Here is a 15,239-nt window from a genome sequence, read left to right as displayed (position 1 = left end):
CATTCCTCGGCATTTTCCGTGCGGCCCGCCGCTCCTTATCCGGCACGGCGGGCGCCCTCCAGCTCCAGCGGCCACTGCCTGGTCTTGAGCATGAACAGCTCGAACAGGCCCGGCGCCATGGAGCGGTCGCCGGCCTCCCACTGCTGCCATCCGCGCAGCGAGGCCTGAACCGTCCGCGCGGCCTCGGTCTGCGTGAGGCCGGCGGCAAGGCGGGCGTCGCGGATGGCGGCGGGCGAGGGGCAGGATTGCTTGTTCGGGGAAGGCATGGGAGGCGAGGCGCCGTGACACCCGCGCACGGGTGAAAGTGCCGCGGGAATTCTACGTTCAATGCGCGTATGGCCGGCCCGCCGCGCATGCCGCGGCCGCCGCCTTGGGGGAACCGGAATTCGGCCGGACGGTGATCCGCCGCGATCGGTCTTGCGTATGACTGGTTCCATCACCGCCGACGCACCCGCCATGCCCCGAGCCTCCAGCACTTCCACCGCCATCCACTGGGTCGAACAGGGTCTGGTGCCCGATGCCGCCGTCCGGGTGGGCGTTCGCAGGCTGCTGCGGCAGCGCCTTGTCGAGCTCGACAGCGGCAACCCCGAGGCCGTGGCGCGCCACTCGCAGGCATTCTTCGAAGAGCTGCGCGACGCCCCGCTGGCCCTGCTGCCCGAGAAGGCCAACGAGCAGCATTACGAGCTCCCGGCCGACTTCTTCGCCGCCGTGCTCGGACCGCATCGCAAATACAGCTGCTGCTGGTGGCCCGAAGGGGTCGATACGCTGGAGCAGGCGGAGGCGGCGGCCCTGGCCGAGACCTGTGCCCGCGCGGGGCTGGCGGACGGGCAGCGCATTCTCGAACTCGGCTGCGGCTGGGGGTCGCTGAGCCTGTGGATGGCCGAGCGCTTCCCGGGCTCGCGCATCACGGCGGTATCCAACTCGAATTCGCAGCGCATGTTCATCACCGCCGAGGCGGCTGCACGCGGCCTGCGCAACCTCGAGGTGATCACCTGCGATTTCAACGACTTCGAGACGTCCGAACGCTTCGACCGGGTCGTGTCGGTGGAAATGTTCGAGCACCTGCGCAACTGGCCGCGCGCCTTCTCGAACGTCGCGCACTGGTTGAATCCGCAGGGGCGCTTCTTCATGCACGTGTTCGTCCACCGCGAGGCGCCGTACCCCTTCGAGGTGCGCGACGCGAGCGACTGGATGAGCCGCTACTTCTTCTCGGGCGGCATGATGCCCGGCGACGACCTCGCCCTGCGATGCCAGGACGACCTGCGCCTGCTGAACCAGTGGCGCTGGAATGGCCGCCACTACGCGAAGACCTCCGCCGCCTGGCTGTCGCGCATGGATGCCCGGCGCGACGAGCTCATGCCGCTGCTGGTTTCTGTCTACGGAGAGCGCGACGCGCCGATCTGGTGGACCCGCTGGCGCCTCTTCTTCATCTCGGTGGAAGAGCTGTTCGGCTATGCCGAGGGCGGCCAGTGGTGGGTCGGCCACTACCTGTTCGAGAAGCGCTGATGCCGGCGCGCGCCCTGGCTCTTGCCCTGGCGTTGGCATCGGCGGCCTGCGCGGCCTCGGCGCAGGAAGGCGGGATCGAGGAAGGCGAGTGGAACTTCACCGCCACGCTCGACGGCAAGCCGATCGGCACGCATCGCTTCGTGGTCGGCGGCAGCCCGGCGGCGCGCAGCGTCGACAGCCGCGCCGACTTCGTCGTGCGCATGCTCGGCGTGCCGCTCTACCGGTATCGCCATCACGCCGAGGAGCGCTGGGCCGGCGACTGCCTGCGCGAACTGCGCTCCGAGACCGACGACGACGGCACCCGGCAGCAGGTCGCGCGCCGCTTCGACGGCGACTGCCAGATGACTTTCGCCTACTGGAATCCCAGGCTGCTGAAGCAGCAGCGCCTGGTCGATCCGCAGACCGGCAAGCTCGAGCCGGTGCGCTTCGAGCAGTTGCCCGATACGAACATCGAAGTTCGCGGCCAGCCCGTTCGGGCGCGCGGCTGGCGCCTGCAGGCCGCGCAGCAGCGCATCCGCATCTGGTATGCCGCGGACAGCGGGCGCTGGATCGGGCTCGACGCCGAGACCAAGGGCGACCGCCAGCTCAGCTACCGATTGACTTCCACTCCCGCCGCACCATGAAACCTTCCGCCCGCGCCTTGTCCATCGCCTACCTGTGGGCGCTCGCGAGCTTTCTCGTGCTTGACGCCGCATGGCTGTCGCTGATGGGCCCGCGCCTGTACAAGCCGGCGCTCGGCGACCTGATGGCGCCCGACGTCGACTGGCTCGCGGCGGTGCTGTTCTATGCCATCTACCTGGCCGGCCTGCTGGTCTTCGCGATCGCGCCGGCGCTGGCCGATGGGGCCGCGGGCGCTGCGCTGCGGCGCGGCGCCTTCTTCGGGCTGGTCGCCTATGCCACCTACGACCTCACCAACCAGGCCACGCTGCGCGGCTGGCCCTGGGCCATCACCGCTGCCGACCTGATGTGGGGCAGCTTCGTGAGCGGCGCTGCGGCCTGGGTGTCGGCCCGCCTCACATCCCGACGAGCGAGCCCAGCACGCGCGCGATAGCGCTGTCGAAGCGCAGGCGGCCGTCCAGCGACGCGAGGCAGATGCACTCGCTGCCGTCCTGGACCACGGGCTGGTGGTGGATCTCGCCGTCGGCCGCGTCGAAATCCCCGGGGCCGAACAGGGCCCGCCCGTCATGGAAGCGGCCGTGCAGCACCTGGGTCAGCTCCAGCCCCTGGTGCGTGTGCTGCGGCAGGTACTTGCCGGCGGCGATGCGCAGGAGGAAGACGTTCGCGTCCGGCACATCGGGCACGCTCACGCGGCTCCAGCGCATGCCGGGGCCGATCCAGCGCCACGGCGTGGCGCTGCAGTGGGCGAGGGCGCGCGGCCAGCGCGCGCCGGGCGGCAGCGGCGGGGGCGCGCTGACCCGCACGGGCGCGGGGCGGGCATCGTCGAGCCTGTCGATCGAGGCCCAGGTGCGCGCCAGCGCATCGTCGGCCATGGGCGCTGCTTCCAGTTCGTCGAGCAGGATGCCGCCCAGGGCGTCGAGCGTGCGCGCGCGCTCGCGGCACAGCGGGCAAAGCTCCAGGTGGCTGGCCAGGACCAGCCGCGTTCCGGCCGGCAGCTGGCCGCAGGCCCGGGCCAGCAGCAGGCCATCGTCGGGGTGGTGTTGGATATCCATCGTCATCAGCGTTCCAGCAGGCGGCGCAGTTGGGCGACCGCCAGGCGCACGCGCGACTTCACCGTGCCCAGCGGAATGCTCAGCTGGGCCGCGATGCGCGCATGCGGCTCGTCTTCGAAATAGGACAGGTGCAGCACCTGCTGCTGCTCGGGCGGCAGCAGTCGAAAGGCGCTGCGAAGGCGTTCGTTCAGGCGCGAGGCGTGCAGCCCGTCGTCGAGCGCGGCGTCGCCGGCCTGGAGCAGGTCGAAATCGAACTCCTCCTCGGCCGATTCCACGCCCTGGCGCCGCCGCAGCGCGTCCACGCGCAGGTTCCGGGCGATGGTGAATATCCAGGTCGAGACGGCGGCCTGCGCCGGGTCGAACAGCGCGGCCTTGCGCCACACGCTGACCAGGGCCTCCTGTGCCAGCTCCTCGGCCTGCAGCTCAGGGCTGCCGATGTGCATCAGGTAGTGCTTGACGCGCGGCGCGAAGTGCGAGAAGAGCCGCGCGAACGCTTCCCTGTCCTGCCGTTCGGCCACGGCGGCCAGGGCCTGCGCCCAGAGGTCGTCGGGGTGGCGCGGCTTGAAATCGGTGGCAACAACGGTCAAGTTGGGCGCTCGGCGGCCGCGGGGCACTGGAATGCCCGCAGATTGGGTGGATGGATCGGGAACGGCGGCCATGCTAACCCTTACGCAATCCGGCCGCGATCGGATCATCGCAACAACACGTCATGGCCCGAATCGTGGTCCAAATGGCGGTTTCCTGCGTACAGGCACCAAGACTTCGAGACGCACCATGCCGCCTTTCAACGCCCAGCCTGCCGAGCCCGACCAGCCCACCCTTCTTGCGACACCCGTTTCGCCGGGCCAGCGCCAGCGAATCGCCGTCGTCGGCACCGGCATCTCGGGCCTTTCCTGCGCCTGGCTGCTCTCCGGACGCCACGAGGTGACCGTGTTCGAGAGCGAGTCGCGCCTCGGCGGCCACAGCAACACCGTGGATGCGCCCGTGCGCGCGGGCTCGGTGCCGGTGGACACCGGGTTCATCGTCTACAACGAGCCCGCCTATCCGAACCTGACCGCGCTGTTCCGGCACCTGGAGGTGCCGACGGCGGCCTCCGACATGTCCTTCGCCGTCAGCCTCGATGCGGGCCGCCTCGAATATGCCGGCACCGACCTGAGCGGCCTGTTCGCCCAGAAGCGCAACCTGGCGAGTCCAAGGTTCTGGTCGATGCTGCGCGAACTGCTGCGCTTCTACCGCGAGGCGCCGCGCGATGCCCGCGGTGCCGGTGCTGCCGGCGACCAGGCCCTGGACGACTACCTCGACGCGCGCGGCTACGGCCGCGCATTCCGCGACGACCACCTCTATCCCATGGCTGCCGCCATCTGGTCCACGCCGGCGGCGCGCGTGGGGCGCTATCCGGTGGCGGCCTTCGTGCGCTTCTGCGAGAACCACGGCCTGCTGCAGATCAGCGACCGGCCGGTCTGGCGCACCGTGGCGGGCGGCAGCCGCGAGTACGTGCGGCGCCTGAGCCAGCCTTTCGCCGACCGCGTCCACCTCGACCAGGCCGTGCTCGAACTGCAGCGCGAGCCCGACGGCGTGCGGCTGCGGACGGCAGGCGGCTGGTGGCCGCAGCGCTTCGACCACGTCGTGCTGGCGACCCATGCCGACCGGTCGCTGGCCCTGCTGCCCGACGCCTCCAGCGCCGAGCGGGCGCTGCTGGGCGCGTTCCCCTACACCCGCAACCTGGCCGTGCTGCACCGCGATCCGGCGCTGATGCCCACTCGCCGTGCCGTCTGGTCGAGCTGGAACTATCTTGGTACGCGCGGCAGCGGCGCGGCACCGATGGTGACCTACTGGATGAACCGGCTGCAGCCCCACCTGCCGCAGGGCCCCGGGGCCGAGCCGCTGTTCCTGACGCTGAACCCCATCACCGGCCCGCGGCCCGAACACCTGATCCGCACCGAGGTTTACGACCATCCGCTGTTCGATGCCGCCGCCATGGCCGCGCAGCGCCATCTCTGGAACCTGCAGGGCCAGCGCCGCACCTGGTTCTGCGGCGCCTATTTCGGCTCCGGCTTCCACGAGGACGGACTGCAGGCCGGCCTGGCGGTTGCCGAAGCACTGGGCGGCGTTCGTCGGCCCTGGCGCGTGCCGGAGGAATCCGGACGAATCCACCTGCCCCAGGCGGCGCTGGCAGCGAGGGCGGTCGTTCGATGAGCGGCCAGGGCGGCTCGGCGCTCTATGTCGGGCGCGTCATGCACCAGCGGCTGCGGCCCAGGCGCCACCGGCTCGCCTACCGCATCTACAGCGTGCTGATCGACATCGACGAGCTGCCGCAGTTGCACGCGCGGCTGCGCCTGTTTTCGGTGGACCGCTTCAACCTGTTCAGCTTTCACGCCGCCGACTACGGCGACGGCTCGGGCCGCGACCTGCGCGCCCAGGTCGAGGCGCGGCTGCGCGAGGCCGGACTGCCCACGGGCGGCACGATCCGGCTGCTGACCATGCCCCGGCTGCTGGGCCACGTCTTCAACCCCATCAGCGTGTGGTTCTGCCATGCGCCGGGCGGTGCGCTGCAGGCGATCGTGTACGAAGTCAACAACACATTCGGGCAGCGGCACAGCTACCTGATCCCCGTGGCCGACGATGGCGCCGCCGTCATCGACCAGCGCTGCGACAAGCAGATGTACGTCTCGCCCTTCAACGGCATGGACCTGCGCTACCGCTTCCGCATCGCACCGCCGGGCGAGTCGGTGTCGATCGGGGTGAGCGTGCACGACGCCTCCGGCGCCGTGCTGAATGCGCGCCAGGACGGCCGCCGTGCGCCGCTGGGCGACCTCGCGCTGCTTCGCGTCTTCCTGACCCATCCGCTGCTGACCCTCAAGGTCGTCGCCGCCATCCACTGGCAGGCACTGCGCCTGTGGATCAAGCGCGTGCCACTGCATCCGCGCCCGGCGGCCCCGGAGCGCGACATCACCATCGTTTCCCCGAGCGAGACTCCATGAGCCTGCCCACGCCTTCCGCCCCCGCCACCAATCCCACCCTCGATGCGGCCCCGGCCTTCTCGCCGCTGCGGCGGCTGCTCGCGCGCACGCGCTTCGGCCGGCTGGCCCTGACCCTGCCGGGCGGGCGCAGCATCGAGGTGGCCGGCCGCGAGCCCGGTCCGCATGCCAGCTTGCGTCTGCTGAGCTGGCGGCCGATCGCGCGGCTGCTCTTCCAGGGTGATCTGGGGCTGGCCCTGTCATTCCGCGACGGCGAGTGGGAAAGCCCCGACCTGCTGACCCTGTTCGAGTTCGGCATGGCCAACGAGGCGGCCTGGGGCTCGCTGCTCAAGGGGCGCGGGCCTTCGCGCTGGCTGGCCCGGCTGCTGCACTCGGCACGCAGGAACAGCCGGCGCGGGAGCCGGCACAACATCTCCTTCCACTACGACCTGGGCAACGAGTTCTACCGGCTCTGGCTGGATGACAGCATGCTGTATTCGAGCGCGCTCTTCAGCGACGCGGCCGACGACACGCTGGAGGCCGCGCAGGCGCGCCGCCTCGATGCCATCGACCGGATGCTCGACACCCCTCGGGGCGCCGACGTGCTGGAAATCGGCTGCGGCTGGGGCACCCTGGCGGCGAGCCTGGCCTGCCGGCACGAGGCGCGCGTGACGGGGCTCACTCTGTCCGCAGAGCAGCTGGCCTTCGCGCGCGAGCGCGGCCAGGCCTGGGGCGTGGCCGACAAGCTCGACCTGCGGCTGCAGGACTACCGCGACGTGCAGGGCAGCTTCGACCGCATCGTTTCCATCGAAATGATCGAGGCCGTCGGCGAGGCCTACTGGCCCACGTACTTCGCGACCCTGCGCGATCGCCTCAAGCCCGGCGGCGTCGTGGTGCTGCAGGCGATCACCATCGCCGACGAGCACTTCGACGGCTACCGCCAGGGTGCCGATTTCATCCAGCACTGCATCTTCCCGGGCGGCATGCTGCCCAGCCCGGGCGTGCTGCGGGAGCAGGCGCGGCGCGCGGGGCTGGTGATCGAGGCTTCGCACTGCTTCGGCGCCGACTACGGGCGCACACTGGCCGAGTGGCGCCGGCGGTTCCTGGCGTCCTGGCCGCGGATCGAGCCCCTGGGTTTCGACGCGGCGTTCAAGCGCCTTTGGACCTACTACCTGTCGTACTGCGAGGCCGGCTTCCGCGCTGGACGCATCGATGTGGGGCTGTACCGGCTGCGCGCTGCCGATGACGGTGCACCCGCAGCGTCGTGAGTCGATCCGCCGGACACGCCCAGGTCGCATGAAGCTCCCGCTGCGCCGGTACGGGCCGACCGTTCTCAACCTCGTGGTTTTCCAGGCGGCCTGGTTCGCCTGTGTGCTGGGTGCGGCGCGCGGCGCTCCCGGCTGGGGCGTGGCCGCATGCGTCGGCGCCGTTGTGCTGAATGCATGGCTCAGCGACGCGCGCCGCGACGAGCTGCTGCTCGCGGCGTGCGCGGTGCTCCTGGGCTTCGCTTGGGACACCGGCATGGCGCGCGGCGGCGTGCTCGTGTATGCCTCGCCGGGGCCATGGCCGGGGCTGGCGCCCGCCTGGATCCTGGGGCTGTGGGCGCTCTTCTCGACCACGCTGCGTGGCCCGCTGCGCTGGCTGCATGGGCGCTGGCTGCTCGCGGCCGTGGTCGGCGGCGTGGGCGGAGCGTTGTCCTACGCGGCGGCGGTTCGGATGGGGGCGGGCCACTTCCCCGACCCCAGCCGGGCGATGCTGGTGTTGGGCGCCGGCTGGGCCGTGATGACGCCGCTGCTCGTGGAGCTTGCGCGCTGGCTGGGACGGCGCACGACCCGCCGCATGCTGTGAGGACCCGGCCGGGTCCCTCGGCTCTCCAGCCGCGCGAGGCTCAGGCTTCCACGCATTCTTCCTGGCTGACCCAGCAGTTGCGCCCGCTCTGCTTGGCCTTGTAGAGCGCGGAATCCGCCGCCTCGACGAGCCGCTGCTCCGGTGCGTGCGACTGAGGGTCCCGCAGGGTCGCCACGCCGATGCTGACGGTGACCTGCCCATGCGGGCTCTTGCTGTGGGTGATGCCCAGCGCGCGCACCTGTTCGAGCATGAGTCCCGCGACCTTGCAGGCGCCGTGCAGGCCGGTGCTGGGCAGGACGATCGCCAGTTCCTCGCCGCCGTAGCGTGCGACCAGGTCGCCCGGGCGCCTGATGCTGCGCCTCAGCGCCATTGCGACGGCCCTCAGGCACTGGTCTCCGGCGACGTGGCCGTAGGCATCGTTGAAGCTCTTGAAGCAATCCAGATCGAGCAGCAGCAGCGACAGGGCCGTGCCTTCTCTGGCCGCGCGGCGGGATTCCTGCGCCAGCACTTCGTCGAAGCTGCGGCGGTTGGCCAGGCCGGTGAGCTGGTCCTGCGTGGCCAGGATCTCCAGCCGGCGGTTGGCCTGCAGCAGGTCCTCGCGCGCGGCCATCAGCGACGCTTCGGCCTTGATCCGCCGCCCGATGTCGATGATCAGCTTCCAGCCCACCGCGGCCACCGCGGTCAGCAGGGCTGCGACGACCGCGACCGTAAGCAGCGCCTGGCGCCTCCAGGCCTTCAGGGCCTGGTCGCGGCCTACCGCCACGGTGGTCAGCACCGGGTAGCGGTCGCTCTTGCGGAAGGCGTAGAGCCGCTTCATGCCATCGACGCTCGAGCGGAACGATGCCGTGCCCGAGGTGCCCGCGAAGTGGCGCTGGAAGTTGGCCGACTTCGAGAAGTCGAGGCTGAGGTATTTCTCGCTGTAGGGGTAGAGCACCAGCATCTGGCCGGTGTTGGTGCTCAGGCCGATGGTGCCGCTGTCGGGCAGGGCGATGGTTCCGAACGCGCGCAGGAAGTTCTGCAGGCCCAGGCCGATGACGACGACGCCGGCGAACCTTCCCTTGTCGTCCTCGAGGCGGCGGCTGACGGTAATGCCCCATTCGCCGGTGGCCGGGTTGCGAAGCGGCGGGCTGATGAAGACATTGTTCGAACGCGTGTCCCGGTGGTGGCTGAAGTAGGCCTGGTCGGCGCTGCTGGTGTCCCGCGGAACCTGCCCCTTGGAGCAGATCAGCCAGTCGCCCCTGGCATCGAGGACCGCGACGCCGTCGAGCGGGTCGAGCAGGCGCTTCTGCCGTTCGACCAGCGACCGCACGCGTTGCAGGCGCGCATCGTCATCGGCCTTCAGCGTCTCGGCCACGCCCTGCAGCAGCATGTCGCTCTGGGTGAAGATGCCTTCGGCGTAGATGTTCAGCGCGTTGGCCAGGTTGAGGTTGTTGGTGTCCGCCGCTGCCAGCGTCTGGTCGTGCGATGCCCAGAGCTGCCAGCCCGTGGCCGCCGACACCGAGACCATGATGGCCACGAGCAGGGACTCCGCAAGGCGAACGTCCCGCTTCACTTGAGCGACTCCTCGAACAAGCCTTTTCTCATCGACTTCCTCCCCTTTTTCCCATCTTGTGCGTGGCGGCGTCTGTGGTGCGCCGCTGGACTCTGTCTACCGGTTCTCGCGCCGGCCAGGCCACCGCGAACTCTAGCCGAGCCGGCTGAATCGCTGGTGGCAGGCGCACCGGCAGCAGCGGGAGGCCCGTGGCACCATCGAAGGATTCCACCAACGTGAACTGCGAGGGCATCGATGCTGATCAACTGCGTCGCCTACGAGAACGGCTCCAAGCTCGCCGACATATCGGTCGAGGACATCAGCGAGTACATCAGCCGCCCCGGCTGCTTCGTCTGGGTGGCGCTCAGCGACGCTTCCGACGAGGAGCTTGGCGAGATGCAGAAGGAGTTCGGCCTGCATCCGCTGGCGGTGGAAGACGCCCACCACGGCCACCAGCGCCCGAAGATGGAGGAATACGGCAACTCGCTCTTCGTCGTCATGCACCTGGTGGAGCCTTCGCAGGAGGGCGAGCACTGCATGAACGTGGGCGAGGTCGACGTCTTCGTCGGCGCGAACTACGTGCTGTCGGTGCGCAACCGCAGCAAGCAGGGCTTCCTGGGCGTGCGCGAGCGCTGCGAGCGCGAACCCGGTCTGCTGCGCCACGGCGCCGGCTTCGTKCTGTATGCGCTGATGGACGCGGTGGTCGACCGCTACTTCCCGGTGATCGACGCGCTGGAGGTGGAGCTGGAATCCATCGAGCAGCAGATCTTCGGCCAGGGTGGCGCGGCGCGCGACAAGATCAGGCAGCTGTACGACCTGAAGCGGCGCAGCATGGTGCTCAAGCGCGCCGTGGCGCCGCTGGTGGAGGCGGCCGGCAAGATGCACGGCGGGCGCGTGCCGCAGATCTGCGTCAGTTCGCAGGAATACTTCCGCGACGTGGGCGACCACCTGGTGCGCATCAACGCATCGATCGACGCGATGCGCGACACCATCGCCACGGCGATCCAGGTGAACCTGTCGATGGTCACCATCGAGGAGAGCGAAGTCACCAAGCGCCTCGCGGCCTGGGCCAGCATCTTCGCGGTGTGCACCGCCTTCGCCGGCATCTGGGGCATGAACTTCGAGAACATGCCGGAGCTGAAATTCCGCTACGGCTACGGCATCGCGCTGGGGCTGATCGTGAGCACCTGCGGCTATCTCTACTACCGGTTCAGGCGCGCCGGCTGGCTCTGAAGACTTCCAAGAGCCTCGGTCGCCCGCATTGCTAATGCCCAACTAATAAACATGTAGACAATCAAGTCCCTTATGAAAAGGGACTTCACGCAGCGCTTCGGCTTCCTCGTCAAGAGCGTGGGCAAGCTCTACAGCGAAGAGTTCGACCGCCTCGCGCGCGAGCGCATCGGGCTCACCAGCGCACAGTGCCGCCTGCTCGGCGCGCTGGCGATGCACGGCGACGAAGGTGAGCCGCTCTCGCAGGCCGAACTCGCCCAGCGGCTCGACCTCACCCCCATGGCCGTGGCCGGCCTGTGCGATCGCATGGCGGCTGCCGGCTGGATACGCCGCGAGCCCAGCCCCACCGACCGCCGCGTCAACAAGATCCACCTCGAGCCCAGCGCCGAGAAGGCGCTCGACAGCGCCCTGAGCATCAGCGACGGGCTCAACGCCCGCGTGATGTCGGTGCTGTCGCAGGCCGAGCGCGCGCAACTGCTGGGCCTGCTCTCCAGGGTGCAGGCGAGCCTCGTGGAGATCGCATCGCCCGCGGGCCGCAGGCCATCATGAGCGTCGCGCCCGGAACCACCGTGCCGCACCGCGGCATGATCACCATCTCGATCATGCTGGCGACCATCATGCAGGCGCTGGACACCACCATCGCCAACGTGGCGCTGCCGCACATGCAGGGCAGCCTGCAGGCCTCGCAGGACCAGATCACCTGGGTGCTCACCTCGTACATCGTGGCCTCGGCCATCGCGCTGCCGCTCACGGGCTGGCTGTGCGGGCACTGGGGGCGCAGGCGCGTGTTCATCATCTCGGTGATCGGCTTCACCGTGGCCTCGGCGCTGTGCGGGCTGGCGACTTCGCTGGTCGGCATCGTGGCCGCGCGGCTGCTGCAGGGCATCTTCGGCGCGGCGCTGGTGCCGCTGTCGCAGGCGGTGCTGCTGGACATCAACCCGCGCGAGAAGGTCGGCCAGGCCATGGCCATCTGGGGCGCGGGCATCATGGTCGGGCCCATCCTCGGGCCGCTGCTGGGCGGCTGGCTCACCGAGAACTTCGACTGGCGCTGGGTGTTCTTCATCAACCTGCCGGTGGGCATCTTCGCCTTCTGGGGCATCGCGCGCTACCTGCCCGAGAGCCGGCCGCAGGGCGAGAGGCTGGACATCTTCGGCTTCGTCGCGCTGAGCATCGCCATCGGCATGCTGCAGCTCTTTCTCGACCGCGGCGAGCAGCTCGACTGGTTCGAGTCATGGGAGATCAAGCTCGAAGCGGCCGCCGCGCTGGTGGCCTTCTGCTTCTTCGTGGTCCACACCTGGACGGTGCAGGGCGTTTCCTTCTTCGACCGCGACCTGCTGAAGGACCGCAACTTCGTCACCGGCCTGCTGTTCGCGTTCATCGTCGGCATGATCCTGTTCGCGACCATGGCGCTCTTGCCCAACTTCCTGCAGGGACTGATGGGCTACCCGGTGATCTACACCGGCGAGGTGACGGCGCCGCGCGGCGTGGGAACGATGATCGCGATGATCATCGTCGGGCGGCTGGTGCAGCGCATCGACGTGCGCGCGATCATGGCGCTGGGCTTCGGCCTCACGGCGTTCTCGCTCTACCAGATGACGCGGCTCACGCTGCAGATGGACAGCACGCTGATCGTGGTCTCTGGCTTCATCCAGGGGCTGGGCATCGGCTTCACATTCGTGCCGCTTTCCACCGCCACCTTCGCCACGCTGGCGCCGAGGCTGCGCAACCAGGGCACGCCCATCTTCAGCCTGCTGCGCAACATCGGCAGCAGCGTGGGCATCTCGATCGTGCAGGCGCTTTTGACCGAAGGCTCGAGCAGGGCGCATGCGCAGATCGCATCGACCGTTGCGCCAGGCAACGCGGCGCTGTCGACCCTGCCGCAGATGCTGTCGCCCGACACGGCCACCGGGCTCGCACTGCTGAACGCAGAGGTCACGCGGCAGGGCGCGCTGATCGGCTACCTCGACGACTTCGCCATCATGATGATCATCACGGTGCTGGCGATTCCGCTGCTGTTGCTGATCCGCAGCCCGAGGCGCAGCGCGGCGGCGTCGGGCCCGGCCGAAGTGCCGCACTGACCTCGGCATTTCTCCCTCCCCCGCCGGGGGAGGGCAGGGGTGGGGGCAAGCGGCGCATCCATCGTTGGCCGCGATTTTTCAGGCGCCGCCTGCCCCCATCCCAACCTTCCCCCAGAGGGGGAAGGAGCGAGGCAATTCACTCGTCGTGCGTATCGTGCGTGGCCACCGCACCGCGGCGCCAGTAGCCCGAGGCCCGGGTCCACTTCGGGTTCGCGCCGCGCTCGCCCACCAGGTGCGCGCGCAGCGCCTTGGCGATGGCCGATTCGCAGCCCACCCATGCATGGAAATCGCCGGCGGGCGGCGCCATCTCCTTCAGCGCCTCGAGCAGCACCGGGCTCAGGCCCGGCTCGGTGCCGCGGCGGTGCGCCCACTTCAGCGTGAGCTCGGCCTGCGTGTCGAACGCGATCTCATCGGCTTCGCTGTCGATCTCCGCCAGCACCACCGCGCGCGAGCCGGCAGGCAGTTCTGCCAGGCGCCGCGAGATGGCGGGCAGGGCGGTGTCGTCGCCGATCAGCAGGTGCCAGTCGAATTCGGTCGGCACGATGAACGAGCCGCGCGGGCCGCCCACGCCGAGGATGTCGCCGGGTTTCGCCTGCTCGGCCCACTGCGTGGCGGGGCCGGCTTCGTGCAGCGCGAAGTCGATTTCGAGCGTGCCGGCTTTTGCGTCGTGGCGGCGCGGCGTGTAGTCGCGCATCGTGGGGCGCCCTTCGGGCCAGACCGGGCCTTCGGGGCCCATGGTGGGCAGGCTCAGCTTGCCGGTGGCTGGGTCTGGAAAGAACAGCTTCACGTGGTCGTCGAAACCGGGGCTCTGGAAGCCCGCGAGGTCATCGCCCGCGAGCGTGACGCGGATCAGGTGCGGCGTCACGCGCTGAGCCGTCTTCACCGCGAGCTTGCGGAAGCGCAGCTCGTGGCGCACCCGGCGGGGCGTGCGGTCGGGCGCCGTGGACGCTGGTGATGTACTGAAATCAGTCATTGCGTAAATCCTGTTGCGAGACAGGGTTGGTTGGGATTCGTGTTGCCGCCGGCTCCTCAGATCCTTTCGATCTGCTGGGCCGCGGCGTCGAGCACCGCGGCGAATTCGTGCGCCTGCTGCTCGGTGAGGGGTGCGCCCGTCAGGCGCATGCGCATTGCCATCTTGAGGTTCTCGATCGCGCGCGTGACCTGCGGCGGCCGCCCGCCGCGCGGGCCGGCGCCATCGACGCCGCCACCCATGCGGGCCATCATCGCGTCGGCCATTTCGCGGTTGGCTTCGAGGAACTCGCGGCCGCTGGCCGTGATGCTGTAGCTCTTGCGCCCGCTGCCGTCGGCTGTTTCCACGCTGAGGTAGCCCATCTCCTCCAGCAGCGTGAGCGTGGGGTAGACCACGCCGGGGCTCGGCGCATAGCTGCCGCCGAGGCGGTCTTCGATGGCCTTGATGAGCTCATAGCCGTGCGAGGGCTTGTCGGCGATGAGCCGCAGCAGCACGAAGCGCAAGCCGCCATGGCCGAACACGCGCCCGCCGCCGCCTGCGCGACCACCGCGATGGCCTCGGCCGCCACCCGAAAGACCGTCTTCATGCTCGCTGCGGGCGGTGTGGCAGTGGTGATGGGCGAAGTGGAAATGTCTCATGGTGGGCGTCCTTCTTGAGTATGTCTGAACTATTTTAGATATATCTAAAATAAAGTCAAACCGATACACATCAAGACCCACCGGCATCGACGAATCAGCCTGGCGAAGCTTCTCCCGCGGCCACGAAGCGCCGCTGCCGCATCCACTTGGTCGCTACCCATTTCTCGCCGCGCAAGACAGGCGCGCCCGCGTGCAGCGATGCGTGGTCGATCTGGCTCAGGCTGTTGCAGTACTCGAAATACACGGCGCTGCCGAGTCGGGGCGATACCGACCAGCCGCATTCGGGAAACACCGTCTCGCCGCCTTCCTCCACCTCGTTGAGATAGGTCACCAGCGTGCTCACGCGCTGGCCGCTGCGCGCCAGCGATGCCTTGCTGGCCTCGTTCGAAGGCACCAGGAAATCGAAGTGCGGCATGCTCTGCGCGCCCGCCGGGTAGTGCAGCACCTGCAGGCCTTCGCCGTTCTCCACGGGCAGGTTCATGAGTTCCGACACCCGCCGGTCGAGCCGCGCGATGAAGGCGTTCTCGCGCAGCCGGAAGAACATGCCGAAGCTGCTGCGATGGCTGCCCGCGAGGTCGCGCCCCGTCAGCGGGTCGACGGTGGTCGACGGCGCCAGCCGCGGCCTGGCGAGCGCGATGAGTTCCTCGCACTCCTGCGCGCTGAACACGTCGTTCAGCACCGCAAGCGCCGGTTGCGCCGCGCGCGCCGCCACGCGCGGCCTGGCGAGCGCGATGAGTTCCTCGCACTCCTGCGCGCTGAACACGTCGTTCAGCACCGCAAGCGCCGGTTGCGCCGCGCGCGCCGCCACGCG

Annotated in this window: 17 protein-coding genes; 10 read left to right on the top strand and 7 right to left on the bottom strand. The window is 69.4% G+C overall.

What is annotated here, in order from left to right:
• Positions 1-35: 35 nt before the first annotated feature.
• Positions 36-266, bottom strand: coding sequence for an XRE family transcriptional regulator (locus tag QMO14_RS26365; protein ID WP_301510772.1), 231 nt, complete (start codon positions 264-266; stop codon positions 36-38).
• Between the two features lie 190 nt (positions 267-456).
• Between QMO14_RS26365 and QMO14_RS26360 the strand changes: the two genes are divergently transcribed.
• The 3 genes from QMO14_RS26360 to QMO14_RS26350 are packed head-to-tail and all read left to right on the top strand — an operon-like array spanning position 457 to position 2,557.
• The gene (locus QMO14_RS26360; protein ID WP_301510791.1) at positions 457-1,506 is read left to right on the top strand and encodes a cyclopropane-fatty-acyl-phospholipid synthase family protein; all 1,050 of its coding nucleotides are present in this window, start codon (positions 457-459) and stop codon (positions 1,504-1,506) included.
• Positions 1,506-2,129: a DUF6134 family protein gene (locus QMO14_RS26355; RefSeq protein WP_301510771.1), complete on the top strand. Its 624-nt coding sequence runs from the start codon at positions 1,506-1,508 to the stop codon at positions 2,127-2,129. Before QMO14_RS26360 ends, QMO14_RS26355 begins: the two co-directional genes overlap by 1 nt.
• On the top strand, positions 2,126-2,557 hold the full coding sequence (locus QMO14_RS26350; protein ID WP_301510769.1) for a DUF2177 family protein: 432 nt from the start codon (positions 2,126-2,128) through the stop codon (positions 2,555-2,557). Before QMO14_RS26355 ends, QMO14_RS26350 begins: the two co-directional genes overlap by 4 nt.
• On the opposite strand, the gene QMO14_RS26345 is transcribed toward QMO14_RS26350, so the two are convergent.
• Both QMO14_RS26345 and QMO14_RS26340 read right to left on the bottom strand, forming a co-directional pair.
• Entirely contained in the window at positions 2,520-3,176 is a 657-nt protein-coding gene (locus QMO14_RS26345) for a ChrR family anti-sigma-E factor (protein WP_301510768.1), read from the bottom strand. The two genes, QMO14_RS26350 and QMO14_RS26345, sit on opposite strands and share 38 nt — an antisense overlap.
• A 5-nt stretch (positions 3,177-3,181) precedes the next feature.
• Positions 3,182-3,763 (bottom strand): sigma-70 family RNA polymerase sigma factor, encoded by a 582-nt coding sequence (locus tag QMO14_RS26340; RefSeq protein ID WP_301510767.1) that lies wholly within the window; start codon positions 3,761-3,763, stop codon positions 3,182-3,184.
• Between the two features lie 187 nt (positions 3,764-3,950).
• On the opposite strand from QMO14_RS26340, the gene QMO14_RS26335 reads away from it, so the two are divergent.
• Genes QMO14_RS26335 through QMO14_RS26320 form a run of 4 tightly spaced genes read left to right on the top strand, consistent with a single transcriptional unit; the run spans position 3,951 to position 7,981 of the window.
• Positions 3,951-5,372: an NAD(P)/FAD-dependent oxidoreductase gene (locus tag QMO14_RS26335; RefSeq protein ID WP_301510766.1), complete on the top strand. Its 1,422-nt coding sequence runs from the start codon at positions 3,951-3,953 to the stop codon at positions 5,370-5,372.
• A complete protein-coding gene (locus tag QMO14_RS26330) occupies positions 5,369-6,157 on the top strand; it encodes a DUF1365 domain-containing protein (RefSeq protein WP_301510765.1) in 789 nt (262 codons plus the stop codon). Before QMO14_RS26335 ends, QMO14_RS26330 begins: the two co-directional genes overlap by 4 nt.
• Positions 6,154-7,401, top strand: a complete 1,248-nt coding sequence (locus QMO14_RS26325; protein WP_301510763.1) for a cyclopropane-fatty-acyl-phospholipid synthase family protein — start codon at positions 6,154-6,156, stop codon at positions 7,399-7,401. The genes QMO14_RS26330 and QMO14_RS26325 overlap by 4 nt, the downstream gene beginning before the upstream one ends.
• Before the next feature lie 28 nt (positions 7,402-7,429).
• Positions 7,430-7,981 (top strand): DUF2878 domain-containing protein, encoded by a 552-nt coding sequence (locus QMO14_RS26320; RefSeq protein WP_301510761.1) that lies wholly within the window; start codon positions 7,430-7,432, stop codon positions 7,979-7,981.
• Between the two features lie 40 nt (positions 7,982-8,021).
• Here QMO14_RS26320 and QMO14_RS26315 read toward each other — a convergent pair whose 3' ends face one another.
• On the bottom strand, positions 8,022-9,533 hold the full coding sequence (locus QMO14_RS26315) for a sensor domain-containing diguanylate cyclase (RefSeq protein ID WP_301510760.1): 1,512 nt from the start codon (positions 9,531-9,533) through the stop codon (positions 8,022-8,024).
• Between the two features lie 234 nt (positions 9,534-9,767).
• Between QMO14_RS26315 and QMO14_RS26310 the strand changes: the two genes are divergently transcribed.
• The 3 genes from QMO14_RS26310 to QMO14_RS26300 all read left to right on the top strand — a co-directional run bounded on the left by QMO14_RS26310 (position 9,768) and on the right by QMO14_RS26300 (position 12,820).
• A complete protein-coding gene (locus QMO14_RS26310) occupies positions 9,768-10,745 on the top strand; it encodes a magnesium and cobalt transport protein CorA (protein WP_301510759.1) in 978 nt (325 codons plus the stop codon).
• A gap of 72 nt (positions 10,746-10,817) precedes the next feature.
• Positions 10,818-11,291, top strand: a complete 474-nt coding sequence (locus QMO14_RS26305; RefSeq protein ID WP_301510757.1) for a MarR family winged helix-turn-helix transcriptional regulator — start codon at positions 10,818-10,820, stop codon at positions 11,289-11,291.
• Complete coding sequence (locus QMO14_RS26300) at positions 11,288-12,820, top strand: DHA2 family efflux MFS transporter permease subunit (protein ID WP_301510755.1); 1,533 nt, start codon at positions 11,288-11,290, stop codon at positions 12,818-12,820. The genes QMO14_RS26305 and QMO14_RS26300 overlap by 4 nt, the downstream gene beginning before the upstream one ends.
• A gap of 136 nt (positions 12,821-12,956) precedes the next feature.
• On the opposite strand, the gene QMO14_RS26295 is transcribed toward QMO14_RS26300, so the two are convergent.
• The 3 genes from QMO14_RS26295 to QMO14_RS26285 all read right to left on the bottom strand — a co-directional run.
• On the bottom strand, positions 12,957-13,793 hold the full coding sequence (locus QMO14_RS26295) for a siderophore-interacting protein (RefSeq protein ID WP_301510753.1): 837 nt from the start codon (positions 13,791-13,793) through the stop codon (positions 12,957-12,959).
• 56 nt (positions 13,794-13,849) lie between these two features.
• Positions 13,850-14,428: a PadR family transcriptional regulator gene (locus tag QMO14_RS26290; RefSeq protein WP_301510752.1), complete on the bottom strand. Its 579-nt coding sequence runs from the start codon at positions 14,426-14,428 to the stop codon at positions 13,850-13,852.
• Positions 14,429-14,522: 94 nt separating this feature from the next.
• On the bottom strand, positions 14,523-15,239 hold a 717-nt coding region (locus QMO14_RS26285), incomplete at its 5' end, for a 2OG-Fe(II) oxygenase (RefSeq protein ID WP_301510750.1).

This window comes from Variovorax sp. CAN15, assembly GCF_030462475.1.
GTDB lineage: Bacteria > Pseudomonadota > Gammaproteobacteria > Burkholderiales > Burkholderiaceae_C > Variovorax.
Note: the sequence above shows the minus strand (reverse complement) of the source record. Positions and strands in the feature narration are given on the sequence as shown.